The 14,989-nt window shown below is 66.4% G+C and carries 16 protein-coding genes; 8 read left to right on the top strand and 8 right to left on the bottom strand.

The genetic code is table 11. The features are described 5' to 3' along the window. Positions 1-25: 25 nt before the first annotated feature. Entirely contained in the window at positions 26-430 is a 405-nt protein-coding gene (locus WS75_RS27220; protein ID WP_059605000.1) for a hypothetical protein, read from the bottom strand. A gap of 451 nt (positions 431-881) precedes the next feature. On the opposite strand from WS75_RS27220, the gene WS75_RS27215 reads away from it, so the two are divergent. From WS75_RS27215 to WS75_RS27205, 3 genes are all read left to right on the top strand, one after another. Beyond that, complete coding sequence (locus WS75_RS27215; RefSeq protein ID WP_059685142.1) at positions 882-1,271, top strand: fucose-binding lectin II; 390 nt, start codon at positions 882-884, stop codon at positions 1,269-1,271. A gap of 197 nt (positions 1,272-1,468) precedes the next feature. Continuing rightward, positions 1,469-2,203, top strand: coding sequence for a fucose-binding lectin II (locus WS75_RS27210; protein WP_059685138.1), 735 nt, complete (start codon positions 1,469-1,471; stop codon positions 2,201-2,203). Positions 2,204-2,537: 334 nt separating this feature from the next. Beyond that, a complete protein-coding gene (locus WS75_RS27205) occupies positions 2,538-3,425 on the top strand; it encodes a mechanosensitive ion channel family protein (RefSeq protein WP_059685136.1) in 888 nt (295 codons plus the stop codon). A gap of 49 nt (positions 3,426-3,474) precedes the next feature. Here WS75_RS27205 and WS75_RS27200 read toward each other — a convergent pair whose 3' ends face one another. After that, positions 3,475-4,620: a branched-chain amino acid ABC transporter substrate-binding protein gene (locus WS75_RS27200; protein ID WP_059685133.1), complete on the bottom strand. Its 1,146-nt coding sequence runs from the start codon at positions 4,618-4,620 to the stop codon at positions 3,475-3,477. Between the two features lie 70 nt (positions 4,621-4,690). Continuing rightward, complete coding sequence (locus WS75_RS27195; RefSeq protein ID WP_059685132.1) at positions 4,691-5,728, bottom strand: histone deacetylase family protein; 1,038 nt, start codon at positions 5,726-5,728, stop codon at positions 4,691-4,693. A 126-nt stretch (positions 5,729-5,854) separates the two neighbouring features. Between WS75_RS27195 and WS75_RS27190 the strand changes: the two genes are divergently transcribed. The 5 genes from WS75_RS27190 to dbpA all read left to right on the top strand — a co-directional run bounded on the left by WS75_RS27190 (position 5,855) and on the right by dbpA (position 10,923). Further along, on the top strand, positions 5,855-6,343 hold the full coding sequence (locus WS75_RS27190; protein ID WP_059685131.1) for an Lrp/AsnC family transcriptional regulator: 489 nt from the start codon (positions 5,855-5,857) through the stop codon (positions 6,341-6,343). Positions 6,344-6,409: 66 nt separating this feature from the next. After that, positions 6,410-6,739: a hypothetical protein gene (locus tag WS75_RS27185; RefSeq protein ID WP_059685245.1), complete on the top strand. Its 330-nt coding sequence runs from the start codon at positions 6,410-6,412 to the stop codon at positions 6,737-6,739. 503 nt (positions 6,740-7,242) lie between these two features. Next, positions 7,243-8,904 carry a malate dehydrogenase (quinone) gene (gene mqo / locus WS75_RS27180; RefSeq protein ID WP_179948958.1) on the top strand — a complete coding sequence of 554 codons (1,662 nt, stop codon included), beginning with the start codon at positions 7,243-7,245 and terminating at the stop codon, positions 8,902-8,904. 422 nt (positions 8,905-9,326) lie between these two features. Next, positions 9,327-9,524 carry a hypothetical protein gene (locus WS75_RS27175; protein WP_040140903.1) on the top strand — a complete coding sequence of 66 codons (198 nt, stop codon included), beginning with the start codon at positions 9,327-9,329 and terminating at the stop codon, positions 9,522-9,524. 1 nt (position 9,525) lies between these two features. Then, positions 9,526-10,923, top strand: a complete 1,398-nt coding sequence (dbpA, locus tag WS75_RS27170) for an ATP-dependent RNA helicase DbpA (protein ID WP_059685127.1) — start codon at positions 9,526-9,528, stop codon at positions 10,921-10,923. A 183-nt stretch (positions 10,924-11,106) separates the two neighbouring features. Here the strand turns inward: dbpA and WS75_RS27160 are convergent, their stop codons facing one another. The 5 genes from WS75_RS27160 to dmpG form a co-directional block, all read right to left on the bottom strand. Then, the gene (locus tag WS75_RS27160) at positions 11,107-12,009 is read right to left on the bottom strand and encodes a SphA family protein (RefSeq protein ID WP_059685123.1); all 903 of its coding nucleotides are present in this window, start codon (positions 12,007-12,009) and stop codon (positions 11,107-11,109) included. Positions 12,010-12,076: 67 nt separating this feature from the next. Further along, a complete protein-coding gene (locus WS75_RS27155; protein ID WP_059685121.1) occupies positions 12,077-12,898 on the bottom strand; it encodes an alpha/beta fold hydrolase in 822 nt (273 codons plus the stop codon). A 35-nt stretch (positions 12,899-12,933) separates the two neighbouring features. Beyond that, positions 12,934-13,128 (bottom strand): 2-hydroxymuconate tautomerase, encoded by a 195-nt coding sequence (locus tag WS75_RS27150; RefSeq protein WP_257129466.1) that lies wholly within the window; start codon positions 13,126-13,128, stop codon positions 12,934-12,936. A 24-nt stretch (positions 13,129-13,152) separates the two neighbouring features. Next, entirely contained in the window at positions 13,153-13,941 is a 789-nt protein-coding gene (dmpH, locus tag WS75_RS27145) for a 2-oxo-3-hexenedioate decarboxylase (RefSeq protein ID WP_059685119.1), read from the bottom strand. Continuing rightward, positions 13,938-14,984, bottom strand: coding sequence for a 4-hydroxy-2-oxovalerate aldolase (gene dmpG, locus WS75_RS27140; protein WP_059685116.1), 1,047 nt, complete (start codon positions 14,982-14,984; stop codon positions 13,938-13,940). The genes dmpH and dmpG overlap by 4 nt, the downstream gene beginning before the upstream one ends. Positions 14,985-14,989: the final 5 nt, after the last annotated feature.

Genomic DNA, 14,989 nt, shown 5'->3' with positions numbered 1-14,989 from the left:
ATACGCCGACAGCCGTCCGCCACGCTTACGGCCGCGACAACACCATCACGCGCCCCGACACGCGCTGAAGCTTCAACCAGCCCGTATCGGCCGTGAACCTAAGCTGCTGCAACGGAAAATCGAATCCCGCCCGCTGCGCGGCGCTGACCACCGCGTCGGCGATCCAGCGGATCAGTTCCTTTCCTTCGTCGGTCGTCTGGTGGCCGTTCTGGACACCGTAGAAATAGCGATTCCCTGCGTTGACTTCGTTCTGCAGCTGCATCCAGTGCCCCGGGAGGCCCGGCAGGGTTCTGAACAGGTCCGCCACGCGCTGCGTCGTCAGGCCGCGCGCCCACAACGCGCCATTCACCGCGGGCCGCGCCAGGTTGTGACGGTCTGCGTCCTGAGCCTGCCCCTTGATCTCGCCTTTCAGAATATCGGGTTTCGTCATCGCACTATCCTCGTGAGGGCCCGGCAAGCGGGCCAATTGAATAAAAGCCGCCGAATATCGAGCGCGCGCGCTCCGTGCACGATATCTCTAATCTCGAAATTAATCGCCTGTCCGGTGTATCAGGCGAGCGCATCGCAACATCGAACGAATGAATCAGCCCGTTCCGACGGGCACCGAGGCCCAATCCTCCCGCCATTTCCGCGCGCGCCCATTCATTGTTCAAATAAGCGTGACGCGCAGCGATATCATTTCGCGGATATTCAGAACCCTATTCGATTAAACCCGCATCATTAAATAAAACTGTTTCGATATCCGATTTTCTGGACAATTTCCATTCCCAGTCGAATATTTTTTTATTTATTTTTCGCCATGCTGGCCGCGTCGCGTTTGAAACGGCAAACGTTTGCGCGACGCACAAAATGCTTTATCCATCGACCTTCAGGAGGCAAGCATGGCCGACTCTCAAACGTCCTCGAATCGCGCCGGCGAGTTTTCGATTCCGCCGAATACCGACTTCCGCGCGATTTTCTTCGCGAATGCCGCCGAGCAGCAGCACATCAAGCTGTTCATCGGTGACAGCAAGGAACCCGCCGCCTATCACAAGCTGACCACGCGCGACGGCCCGCGCGAAGCCACGCTGAATTCCGGCAACGGCAAGCTCCGCTTCGAAGTGACGGTAAACGGCAAGAAGTCGGCCACCGATGCCCGCCTCGCGCCGATCAACGGCAAGAAATCGGACGGCTCGCCGTTCACGGTCAACTTCGGAATCGTCGTGTCGGAAGACGGTCACGACAGCGACTACAACGACGGCATCGTCGTGCTGCAATGGCCGATCGGCTGACCGACGCACGCTGAAGAAGATTCGCGGCGCGGCATGCCCGGCGCGCCGCTTTCCGGATCGCAATGACGGCGGAGCCCACCGCGCATTGCGATCCGTGCGGGCCGCCATCGGTTGCCCGCGCGCCGCGCCACGCGCGACACGGCGAAATCCGATCGCCGGCCGCGTCACGCAAGACAATCCATCAAAACGAGGACGACATGACACAACCCTTTACCCACGACGACCTGTATGCGCTTCTCCAACTCGCCGGCAACGACGCAAACGCCGTACAGGCGAACGGCGACCAGGCGGTGCTCGACCGGATGCATCAGTTCATGACCGCGCAGCTCGTGGAAAAATTGCCGCAATACGACGTGTTCGTCGACATCGCGACCATCCCGTACAGCTTCGACGTCGGCAGCTGGCAGAACAAGGTGAAGGCCGACGCGGCGGGCCAGGTGATCGCGTGCACGGTGACGTGGGCCGGCGCGCCCGGTGTCCTGCCCGGCGCGGCGGCGAAATTCGGCGTCGGCGCGGTCGTCAATTACTTCTCGAAGGCGACGCCGCAACCCGCGCAGCCGGAACCCACAACGACCGGCGGCGGCGAGCGCGACGGCGTCTTCAACCTGCCGCCGAACATCGCGTTCGGCGTGACGGCGCGGGTCAATTCGTCCGCGCAGCAGACGATCGAAGTCTATGTCGACGACAACCCGAAGCCGGCCGCGACGTTCCAGGGCGCCGGCACGCAGGACGCGAACCTGAACACGCAGATCCTGAACTCGGGCAAGGGGAAGGTGCGCGTGATCGTGACGGCGAACGGCAAGCCGTCGAAGATCGGCTCGCGCCAGGTCGACATTTTCAAGAAAACCTACTTCGGGCTGGTCGGCTCGGAAGACGGCACGGACGGCGACTACAACGACGGCATCGCGATCCTGAACTGGCCGCTGGGCTAAGCTGCGCGATCCCGTCGATCTTCGCCACGCCGTCCGGCGTGGCGACCGCATCGCCGCTTGCGGCCGGCATCGCGGACCGTGCGTCTGCGAGCGGCGAGCGGTCGAGATCGAGGTCGTAGCGCGGGCATCCGACGAGCCCGTTTCCGCGGAAAACCACACCGCCGCACCGCGCTGGCCGCGAAACCGGAGATCGCGTGCCGTCACCCATGCGTTCGCGCGAAAACCCGCACGCCGTGTACAGTCGAGGGTTGCCCACGCGCGAGCGCATGCCCGTCCGTCCATGACGGACGCCGGCACCCGTCACGCGCTTGCCCGCTCAACCCGGAATCCCGTCATGTTTCTCGATCATCTTCATCCGGAACGCTGGACGTTCCTGTGGAACGCGTTGTCCACACTCTCGCTCAGGCTCTGCGCCGCCCTCGCGCTGCTCGTCGCGGGCTGGTGGCTGTCGAAACGCATCGGCCGCTGGCTGAACCGGCTGCTCGCGAACAAGGAGCGCGTCGACGACACGCTGCGGCCGATCCTCTGCGACGTCGCCGTGTGGGGCATCCGCATCGTCGCGATCGTCGGCGCGCTGTCGCAGCTCGGCATCGAAACCGCGAGCGTCGTCGCGGTGCTCGGCGCGGCCGGCCTCGCGATCGGGCTCGCGTTGCAGGGCACGATGCAGAACATCGCGGCCGGCATCATGCTGTTGTTGCTGCGGCCATTCAAGGTGGGCGACTTCATCGACGGCGGCGCGAGCGTCGCCGGGACGGTGGACGAGGTCGGGCTCTTCATGACGCGGCTGACGAAGCCGGACGGCATCTGCGAATACGTGCCGAACAGCGCGCTGTGGGGCAGCGCGATCCGCAACTACACGCGCAATCCGACGCGCCGTCTCGATCTCGAAGTGGAAGTGTCGGTGCACGACGACATCGATCGCGCACTCGACGCGCTGCGTGCGCTGGCCGAGGCCGACCCCGACGTCCTGCAAGAGCCCGCACCGGACGTGATGGTGATGCGTTTCGACGACAGCACCGCGATCGCGAACATGCGTGTGTGGACGCACACCGACACGTTCTGGGCGCTGCGCTGGCGCCTCGCGCGTCAGGTGCGCAAGACGCTTGCCGATGCGGACTGCGTACTGCCCATCCGCACGCGCGAGCTGCACATCGTGCACGACGCCGAACAGCAGCGCCGGGCCGACCCGCGCCGCGTGCAGGCGTCGTCACGCGCGTCGTGACGCAACCGGGCGCGCGAGCGCGCAAGCCGCGCCGTGCGCCCCGCCTGCGTCACATCCGGACGATATCGAGCAGCGCCTTCTTGCCGCTCTTGTACGTGAACACCGAGATCGCGCCATGCTTCAAATCGCCTTGCGGCGTGAAGCTCGTTTCGCCGATCACACCACGATAATCGGTCGCCGGCATGGCGGCGAGCACCTTCGCCGGATCCGTCGAGTTCGCGCGCTTCATCGCGTCGACGATGATGTACACCGCGTCGTACGAGAACGGCGCATACACCTGCATCGGCTGGTGATAGCGCGCGTCGTAACGCTTCACGAACGCCGCGCCGCCCGGCATCTTCTCGAGCGCGATGCCGGCTTCCGAGCACACGACGTTGTCCGATGCCGGGCCCGCGAGCTTCGGCAGGTCGGTCGAGCACACGCCATCGCCGGCGAGGATCCTGGCGCGAATGCCGAGCTGGCGCGCCTGCTTCGCGAGCGGGCCGCCGGTTGCGTCCATCCCGCCGTACATGATCGCGTCGGGGTTCTCGCCCTTGATCTTCGTGAGAATCGCGCGGAAGTCGATCGCCTTGTCGTTGGTCGCGTCGCGCGAGATGACCTTGATCCCGGCCGACTTCGCCGCCTTCTCGAACTCGGTCGCCAGGCCCTGCCCGTACGCGGTCGAATCGTCGACCACGGCCACCGTCCTGATGCCCATGTTCTTCGCCGCATACATCGCCAGCGCGGGCCCCTGCTGCGCATCGGTCGCGACCACGCGATAGGTCGTCTTGAAGCCCTGCTGCGTGTACGTCGGGTTGGTCGCGGCCTGCGAGATCTGCACGACGCCGCCATCGCGATAGACGCGCGACGCCGGGATCGACGTGCCCGAGTTGTGATGGCCGACGACGCCGACCACCTTGTCGTCGACGAGCCGCTGCGCGACCTGCGTCGCGGTGCGCGGGTCGCCTGCGTCGTCCTGCGCGTCGAGCTGCAGCGTGACCTTCCTGCCGCCGATCACGAGCCCCTTCGCGTTGATCTCCTCGACCGCGAGCCGCGCACCATTCTCGCTGTCCTTGCCGAGGTGCGCGATCGCGCCGGTCAGCGGCGCGACGTGCCCGATGCGCACGACGTCGTCCGCGTGCGCGGACAACGCAGGCCATGCGCACGCCAGCGCGGCCGCGCTCGCGCATGCCGCTGTCTTCCGATGTCGATTCATGTTCGTCTCCTTCCTTGTTGTTCCTGGTTCGTGATCAGGACCGTCGTTGATTGCAGGCGAAGCGATGCGGTCACGCGCACCCTTCGAAGCCGAGCAGCACGTTCACCGCGTTGATGCCGATTTCCTCGACCATGTAGCCGCCTTCCATCACGAACAGTGTCGGCAGGTTCAGGCGCGCGAGCGCTTCGCCGATCCGCAGGTAGTCGGGCGAGCGCAGCTTGAAATGGCTGATCGGATCGTGCTCGAACGTATCGACGCCGAGCGACACGACGAGCAGGTCGGGCGCGTGCTTCGCGATCGCGGCGGCGGCCTGGCCGAGCGCCGTCGCATAGGTATCCCACTGCGCGCCCTTCGACAGCGGCAGGTTCAGGTTGAAGCCTTCGCCCGCGCCCGCGCCGCGCTCGTCCGCGTAGCCGGAGAAGTACGGGTACGACACGGCCGGCTCGCCGTGCAGCGACGCGAACAGCACGTCCGAACGCGCGTAGAAGATGTCCTGCGTGCCGTTGCCGTGGTGGAAGTCGACATCGAGCACGGCGACGCGCGCGGCACCGCTCGCGATGCCGTGCTGCGCGGCGATCGCCGCGTTGTTCAGGTAGCAGTAGCCGCCCATGTACTCGCGGCCCGCATGGTGGCCGGGCGGGCGGCACAGCGCGAATGCCGCGCGCGCACCGCCGTTCGACAGCAGGTCGGTGCCGGTAAGCGCCGAGTTCGCGCTCGCGCTCACCGCGTCCCACGTGCCGGCGTTGATCGGTGCCCCGGCATCCATCGCGAAGAAGCCGAGCTTGCCGTCGATGAAGTCGGGCAGCGTCGCGGCCGACGGCATCGCGCGCACCGGCCATACGAGCGGCAGCGCCTGGCAGGTGCGGCCGGTCGCGGTCCATTCGTCCCATGCGCCGGCGAGGAAGTCGACATAGCGCGTGCTGTGCGCGCCCGCATAGCACGCGCGGTCGAACGCGCGCGGCGCGATCACGTCGCCGAGACCGGACGCGCGGACCTGCGCGAGCACCGTCTCGGCGCGAAGGGGGTTCTCGAACGAATCGGTGATCGCGCCGTCCTTCAGTTCGACGCCGCGATGCAGATGGTGATCGCTGCTGTAGACCGTGAGCATGGTTGACCTTTGCATTGAATGCTTCAAGGGGGTGGCAACAGTCTATTGACGCCAGCTGGCAATAACTTTGCTTTTCACCTCCCCGTTTCATACAATTTTGAGAAAATCGCCTACGGAGACTCTGGAATGAGCAAAAATCGCGCTTCGGTGGAACTGGACGGCGTCGATCGCGCGATGCTCCGCCTGCTGCAGGAAGACGGCGCGCTCTCCAACGCGACGCTCGGCGAACGGCTGTCGCTGAGCGTCACGCCGTGCTGGCGGCGGCGCAAGCGGCTCGAGGACGAAGGCGTGATCACCGGCTACCAGGCGAACCTGGACCGCCGCGCGCTCGGGATGAACGTGTTCGCGTTCGTGCAGGTCACGTTCACCATGCATTCGGACCAGGATTCGGACCACTTCGAGGACGTGATGCGGCGTTACGACGAAGTGACGTCGTGCCACAAGATCACCGGCGCGGCCGACTACATCCTGCAGGTCGTCGCAGCCGATCTGGACGCGTATGCGGAATTCGTCGAACGCGTGCTGAGGAAGCAGGCCGGCGTGTCGTCGATCCAGTCGAGCCTCGCGCTGCGCGAGGTCAAGTTCTCGTCGCGCGTGCCGGTGCCGGATGCGTGATCGAATCGTTCAAGCGCCCGTGCGCGGGCATCCACCGTCGAACCTCATCCCATGGAGCGCTACCGTATGAAGCATTGCATTTCTTCCGCGTCGATTGCCGCCATGATCGCCTGCGCGTTTGCATTGGCCGCGTGCGCGAATGAGCCGGCTTCTCCGCTCCCGCCCGATGTCGCCGGCCACGACACACAGGCCGCGCAGACGGCGCAAACAGCCCAGGCCGCGCCGCCGGTCGTCGGCGGCGATCGCGACGTGCACGGCTGCATCGGCTCGGCCGGCTACGCATGGTGCGAGCGAACGCAGCAATGCGAGCGTCCGTGGGAACTCGCGAAGGCGCAAGGCTTCGCGAATTCGGCGCTGGGGTACGACCAGTTCTGCCGGAGCGGTTCGTCCAAGTGAGGAAGTGATCGGAACCGGATCGCGGTGCAACGCCGCGGTCCGGATGAAGTATCGATATCGCGCGCGTCGCGCCCCGTCCGTCCCCGCCGTTTTTCCGGTTCCGCGCATCGTCATTCCGGAAACCCGGACACGCAAAAAACCCCACGAAAACAAGGATATTCCGCGCGTGCGACACGGGAATCGAGTTCGGTTATATTACGCGCCCCTTGCCATCCCGCCCCCGCGGAACGCATGGTGCGCGCCCTCTTTCGACGCAGCCTGAAGCGCCGTCCGGCGAGGCCTGCGGCACAGGCTTGCGCACGCGTGGCGCGAACGTGAAGCATGCGATTGCGTGCGCGCATGAAGCCGATCCGAAGGTGTCCTTCGCAACGGCTTCGCGTGCGCAAATGCAACGGCGAACGCGGCCGGTCCGGAGTTCCGGATTCGCGGTCCGGATATCCGGATGCGCGGGCCGAACGCGAATCCGCATCGGCCGGGCGGCATGGCAAACCGATACATCCAAGTTGAAGAAGGGATCTGTTGTGATCAAAACGTTACGGGTAATACTGTCGGCGCTCGCGCTGTGCGTCGCTGCGTCGTCCGCGCACGCGGCCGATACGAAGAAGGTCGACGTCCTGCTGGTGGGCGGCGGCATCATGAGCTCGACGCTCGGCGTGTGGCTGCACGAGCTTCAGCCCGACTGGTCGATGACGATGGTCGAACGCCTCGACGGCGTCGCGCTGGAAAGCTCGAACGGCTGGAACAACGCGGGCACCGGCCACTCGGCGCTTGCGGAGCTGAACTACACGCCGGAGAAGGCGGACGGCAAGATCGACATCTCGAAGGCCATCGAGATCAACGAGTCGTTCCAGATCTCGCGCCAGTTCTGGGCGTGGCAGGTCAAGCAGGGCGTGCTGAAGAACCCGCATTCGTTCATCAACTCGACACCGCACATGAGCTTCGTGTGGGGCGACGACAACGTCCGCTTCCTGAAGAAGCGCTACGACGCGCTGCAGGCGAGCCCGCTGTTCCGCGGCATGCAGTATTCGGAAGACTACGACCAGATCAAGCAGTGGGTGCCGCTGATGATGGAAGGCCGCGACCGCAAGCAGAAGGTCGCCGCGACGTGGACACCGATCGGCACCGACGTGAACTTCGGCGAGATCACGCGCCAGTTCGTCGGCTACCTGAAGACGCAGCCGAACTTCACGCTGTCGCTGTCGAGCGAAGTGCGCGAGATCACGCGCAACGCCGACGGCACGTGGCACGTGTCGTGGGTGAAGCTGCATTCGGATGAGCCGCCGCAATCCGTCGACGCGAAGTTCGTGTTCATCGGCGCGGGCGGCGGTGCGCTGCACCTGCTGCAGGCGTCGGGCATCCCCGAGGCGCAGGACTACGGCGCGTTCCCGGTCGGCGGCTCGTTCCTCGTGACCGACAACCCCGCGGTCGTGAAGCGCCACCTCGCGAAGGCGTACGGCAAGGCGTCGGTCGGCTCGCCGCCGATGTCGGTGCCGCACCTCGACACGCGCATCATCGACGGCAAGAAGATCATCCTGTTCGGGCCGTTCGCGACGTTCTCGACCAAGTTCCTGAAGAACGGCTCGTACTTCGACCTCGCGAAGAGCACCAACCTGCACAACGTCGCGCCGATGATGCGCGTGGGCGTCGACGAATTCCCGCTCGTCCAGTACCTCGCGGGCCAGCTGATGCTGTCCGACGACGACCGCTTCAACGCGCTGAAGGAATATTTCCCGGACGCGAAGAAGGAAGACTGGCGCCTGTGGCAGGCCGGCCAGCGCGTGCAGATCATCAAGCGCGACCCGAAGAAGGGCGGCGTGCTGAAGCTCGGCACCGAGATCGTCAGCTCGCAGGACGGCAGCATCGCGGGCCTGCTCGGCGCATCGCCGGGTGCGTCGACGGCCGCGCCGATCATGCTGAACCTGATGCAGAAGGTGTTCAAGGACAAGGTCGCGACGCCCGAATGGCAGCAGAAGATCCGCCAGATCGTGCCGAGCTACGGCACGAAGCTGAACGACAGCCCGGCGAAGGTCGTCGAGGAATGGACGTACACGAGCGACGTGCTGCAGCTCTCGCCGCCGCCGAAGATCGACCTGACGGCGCCGTCGCAGGCGACGGGCACCGCCCCGGCGCGCCCCGCAAAGGCAGCGGCCGACGTGGCGCTGTAACGCGTCCGGGTGCCGCGCGGCACCGCAGGGCACCGTTGCGCCGCACGACACGGCCGCCCTCCGGGGCGGCCATTTTTCGTCATGGCGGCGATCGGGGCCTGTTTTCCGGAAACAACGGACGCTGAATGCGCGCTGTCCTTGCAGGCATCGCCCGCAGCCGGTCGCCCGCAGCCGGTCGCCCGCAACCGCTCGTCCGCAGCCGGTCGTCCGCAACCGGCCCCCCGCAGCCGATCGTCCGCATTCGCCTCCTCGCTTCCGCTAGAATTGCGGCACGCGCGACCCCGTCGCCGCCCGATCCATCATCCGCATCGACGCAATCTAAGCGACGCCCGATGCGGCCCGCGCCCGAGCCGCGCGAGCGCCGCACGCCGTTGCCGCGCCCGCCGGGCGCGCCATCAACCGAATTCAGCTGGAGAAAGACCGTGTTTACCTGCCGAAACCAGAGCTGCGGCACGCAGTGGGAGACGTCCGACGTCGTCATCAAGGACGAAGGCCAGGGGCTGCTGTTCCGCTGTCCGCTGTGCGGCGCGCGCAACTATCTCGAACGTTTCGAGGACGATGAAGGGAACGTCGTCTACGAACAGATGGAAGGCCGCCCCTACCTCGGAGATCTCTCCTGACATGACCCAATCGACCGCTACACCGTTCAGCGCACTGCCGCTGACGCCCGCCTCGCTCGCGAACCTCGCGCAGCTCGGCTATGTCGACATGACGCCGATCCAGGCCGCGAGCCTGCCGATCGCGCTGGCTGGCCAGGACCTCATCGCGCAGGCGAAGACGGGCAGCGGCAAGACCGCCGCGTTCTCGCTCGCGCTGCTGGCGCGCCTCGACGCGCGCCGCTTCGACGTGCAGGCGATGATCCTGTGCCCGACGCGCGAGCTCGCCGACCAGGTCGCGCAGGAAGTGCGCCGCCTGGCGCGCGCCGAGGAAAACGTGAAGGTGCTGACGCTCTGCGGCGGCACGCCGATGCGGCCGCAGGCGCAGAGCCTCGAGCATGGCGCGCATATCGTCGTCGGCACGCCGGGCCGCATCATGGATCACCTCGACCGCGGCAACCTGAAGCTCGACGCGCTGAACACGCTCGTGCTCGACGAAGCCGACCGGATGCTCGACATGGGCTTCTTCGACGACATCGCGAAGGTCGCGCGGATGTGCCCGACGACGCGCCAGACGCTGCTGTTCTCGGCGACCTATCCGGATGGCATCGCGAAGCTGAGCCAGCAGTTCCTGCGCAATCCGAAGGAAGTGAAGCTCGAGGAGCGCCACGACGACAGCAAGATCCGCCAACGCTTCTATGAAGTGACCGAAACCGAGCGGCTGCACGCGGTCGGCCAGTTGCTGAACCACTACCGTCCGGTGAGCACGATCGCGTTCTGCAACACCAAGCAGCAATGCCGCGACCTGCTCGACGTGCTGCACGCACAGGGCTTCCACGCGCTCGCGTTGCACGGCGAGCTCGACCAGCGCGAACGCGACCAGGTGCTGATCCAGTTCGCGAACCGCAGCTGCTCGGTGCTGGTCGCGACCGACGTCGCCGCGCGCGGGCTCGACATCGCGCAGCTCGAGGCGGTGATCAACGTCGACGTGACGCCCGACCCCGAAGTGCACGTGCACCGCATCGGCCGCACCGGCCGCGCGGACCAGGCAGGCTGGGCGCTGAGCCTCGCCAGCATGGACGAGATGGGGCGCGTCGGCGCGATCGAGCAGGCGCAGAAGCGCGAAGTCGAATGGCATCCGCTCGCGGAACTGAAGCCGGCCGGCAACGACACGCTGCTGCCGCCGATGGAAACGCTGCAGATCCTCGGGGGCCGCAAGGACAAGATCCGGCCGGGCGACGTGCTCGGCGCGCTGACCGGCGACGCGGGGTTCGACGGCAAGCAGATCGGCAAGATCAACGTGACCGAGTTCTCGACCTACGTCGCGATCGAGCGCGGCGTCGCGCGCGACGCGCTGCGCAAGCTCAATGCGGGGAAGATCAAGGGCAAGCGGGTCAAGGTCCGGTTGATGGACGAGGAATGACCACGTGATGCCGGCGCGGGCCGCACGCTTACGCGGCGCGCCCGCCCAGCATCGCCAGATACTGCTGTACCTCCCCCCATTCCCCGCCGATCCGGCAGCGCGCTGCCGGCACCAGCGCCACGCCGAGACCGGCCCCCGCCAACGCCGGCACGGACAGCGTGCTGCTCGGCAACGACGGCGCCGTCAGAACGGAATGACGGCCTTCGCCCACACGGCCTCGCCGGCCGGCCGGTTGCGCACGAAGAACTCCTTCACGACGCGCGCCTCCACGCTGATCTTGCCGAACTGGTAACGGAAGCCGGGCCCGATCGCGAACGTCTGTCCGCGAAAGCCGTCGCCCGCGACCGGCTGCCCGTTCTGCATGTCGTCGGTGGTCTGCTTGACGAAGTAACCGGACAGTCCGACACGCGCCTTCGGCGTGACCGCATAGCTCGCCGAGTAATCGATGTGGAACAGGTTCCCCGAGTGGTAATGGGTGTCGTTGTTCGGCGAGTTGAAGCTGTAGGTCATCTTCGCGGACACCTCGATCTTCTCGTTCGGCAACCACGACACGCCGAACACCGGCCGCGCGGTGTAATAGTTCTTCCCGGTGTTCAGCGCCGCGTGTGCATCGTACTGTCCGGTCGGAAACACGAACTCGATCGCCGCGACGGTGCGCAGCGCGCCCGATCCCCATGCGATCAGCGCGGGGCTGACGATCAGGTCGCCGAGATTGGTGCGGTCGAACGACTGGCCGCCCGCGTCCAGCGCCAGGTGCTCCATCGGCAGCACCGCATACGCGCCGTAGCGCCCGCCGAGCACCGACAGGTTAGACATCCAGACGACGCGAGGAATCAGCACGTCGGCATCGAGCTTGAAACCCGGAACGGAGCTGTTTCCATGCGAATCGTCGAAGCGCGACGCATGGTAATGCGTGTAGTACAACAGCGTGTATAGCCCGGCCGGCGGCAGCGCGCCGGCGAAGAACGCTTCCGCGCCCTCGCCGATCGTATCGCTGCCGCCCTCCGTCGCCGATGCGCCCGTGCTCAGCACCATGCCCGCGCACGCGGCGAGCGAGACCAGTCCGAATGCAGCCTTTCGTTTCATCGATGTCTCCAATATTCGTTTTACTGATTTGATTTTTTATGGTCGTCCTGCGCGCCGCCTCCGCCGGCTACTCGCTGAAGTGATCGATCACGAGCCGGTTGAACCGTGCCGCGTGTTCGATCTGCGTCCAGTGCCCGCACCGGCCGAACACATGCAACTGTGCATTCGGCAGCAGTTCGAACAGCTTCTGCGAACTTGACAGCGGAATCACGCGATCCTCGCGGCCATGGACGATCAGTGTGTCGTGCGGCAGCGCGCGCAGTTTCACCTCGTCGCTCGCGAGCGCATCGACCCAGCGCTGGCGCGGGGCCGGAAACATGTTCGCGAATGCCTCCTGGTAGCCGGGCCGCACGCTCGCGTCGTAGCGCAGCTTCGCCAGCTCCTCGTTCACGAGCGTGCGATCGAACGCGAAGACGTCCAGCAGGCCGCGCATGTTCGCGATCGACGGCGTGTAGCCCCACACCGCGTCGAGCCCTTCGGTCAGCGTGAAGCGCGTGCCGGCCGCGCCCATCAGCACGAGCCGGCCGACGCGCTCCGGCGCCCGGATCGCCAGCGCGAGCGCCAGCGCGCCGCCGAACGAATTGCCGATCACATGTGCGCGCTCGACGCCGAGCGCATCGAGCACGCCGAGTGCGTGGTCGACCCAGTGGTCCATCGAATACACGTAATCGCGCGGCCGCTCGGTTTCGCCGAATCCGGCCATGTCCGGTGCGATCACGCGAAACCGCTCGGCGAGCGCGGGCATCGTGAGCCGCCAGTTCGCGTAGGCCGTGACACCCGGCCCCGAACCGTGGATCAGCAGCACGGGCGGCCCGTCGCCGACGTCGTGATAGTTGGTGTCGAGACCGGCCGCGACGATCCGGCGGCCCAGTTCGGGATTGGTTGACATGACTTCCTCCAGTCGATTTCGATGGTGCGGGCGCGTCAGCGCCCGCGCTTCTTCGCGCTTTGCCCGCCGATCCCGAAGTGCGCCTTCGGCATCTCGGTGATGATCACGCGCACCGATTCGAGCGGTGCGTCGAGCGAGCGATGGATGGCTTCGGTGACTTCGGCGATCAGGCGTTCCTTCTTGTCGTCGTCGCGGCCTTCCAGGATGTACAGATGGGCTACCGGCACGATGGCCTCCCTTTGCGTTCGGAACGTTCAGATGAATCGCAGGCCGATCGACCCGATGTCCTGCACGCGCAGCGTCACGTTGTCGCCGGCCGCGACGGCCACCGCCTCCGTGATGCCGCCCGACAGGATCAGGCTGCCCGCCGGAATCGATTCGCCGCGCGCGCCGAGATGGTTCGCGAGCATCGCGATCGCGGCGGCCGGATGCCCGAGCACGGCCGCACCGGCGCCGAACGCTACCGGCAGCCCGTTCTTCTCGAGCACGATGCCGAGCGTGCGCAGGTCGACGCCGTCCACAGCCAGCGGCCGGCCGCCCGCGACGAAGCGCGCGGCCGACGTGTTGTCGGCCACCACGCTCTTCAGGTCGAACTTGAAGTCGCGGTAGCGGCTGTCGATCACCTCGATCCCGGCGACAACGAAGTCCGTCGCGGCGAGGACCGCGCCGACATGGCAGCCGGGCCCCTTCAGTTCGGCCTTCGTCACGAATGCGATCTCCGGCTCCACCTTCGGATGAATCAGCGCGGACGTATCGCACTCGCCGCCGTCGGGCAGGTCATGAACGTCGGTCAGGAAGCCGAACACGGGCGTGTCCACCCCCATCTGCCGCATCTTCGCGTGCGACGTCAGGCCGGCCTTGTAGCCGACGATCCGCGCGCCGCGCGCAAGCTGCCGGCGGCGGATCGCATCCTGCACCGCATACGCGTCGTCCCAGTCCATCTCCGGATGACGGTCGGTGATCTTCGGCGTGTCGCGCGCCTCGCGCATGCAGTCGTCGAGATGCGCGGCCAGCGACTCGATCGTGTCGGTCGTCAGATTCATGCGGCCTCCCGCTTCGGTCGCGCCGCGCGCGCCTTCGCGAGCGTCAGCGCGGTGTCCTCGATCATGTCCTCCTGCCCGCCGACCATGCCGCGCCGGCCGAGCTCGACGAGGATGTCGCGCGCCGGAATCCCGTACTTCTCGCCCGCGCGCTTCGCGAACAGCAGGAACGAGCCGTACACGCCCGCATAGCCGAGCGTCAGCGCGTCGCGGTCGATGCGGATCGGGAAGTCCATCATCGGCACGACGAGATCCTCGGCGACGTCCTGGATCTTCCACACGTCCACGCCGGTCTCGATGCCCATCCGCTCGCAGACGGCGACGAACACTTCCAGCGGCGTGTTGCCCGCGCCGGCGCCGAGCCCCGCCGCCGCGCCGTCGATCCGGTTCGCACCGGCCTCGATCGCGGCGATCGAGTTCGCGACGCCCATCGCGAGGTTGTGGTGGCCGTGGAAGCCCAGTTCCGTTTCAGGCAGCAGCGCGTCGCGCACGGCTCCGAGGCGGACCTTCACGTCGTCGGGCAGCATGTAGCCGGCCGAATCGGTGATGTAGATGCAGTTCGCGCCGTACGACTCCATCAGCTTCGCCTGCTTCACCAGCCCGTCGGGGCTGTTCATGTGGCTCATCATCAGGAAGCCGACGGTATCCATGTCGAGCTTGCGCGCCATTGCGATGTGCTGTTCGGAGACGTCCGCCTCGGTGCAGTGCGTCGCGACGCGGATCGTATGCACGCCGAGCGCGTGCGCCTCCTTCAGGTGGTCGACGGTGCCGATGCCCGGCAGCAGCAGCGCCGACACCTTCGCGCGCTTGAGCAGCGGGATCACCGCGCCGAGGTATTCCGCGTCGGTATGCGCGGGAAAGCCGTAGTTGACCGACGAGCCGCCGAGGCCGTCGCCGTGCGTGACTTCGATCAGCGGCACGCCGGCCGCGTCGAGCCCGCTCGCGATCGAGCGCATCTGGTCGAGCGTCATCTGGTGACGCTTCGGGTGCATGCCGTCACGCAGCGTCATGTCGTGGACGGTGATTCGTTTGCCTTTGAGATTCATTTCCG

Origin of the sequence: Burkholderia sp. FL-7-2-10-S1-D7 (genome assembly GCF_001524185.1) — a bacterium.
Taxonomy (GTDB): Bacteria; Pseudomonadota; Gammaproteobacteria; order Burkholderiales; family Burkholderiaceae; genus Burkholderia; species Burkholderia diffusa.
Note: the sequence above shows the minus strand (reverse complement) of the source record. Positions and strands in the feature narration are given on the sequence as shown.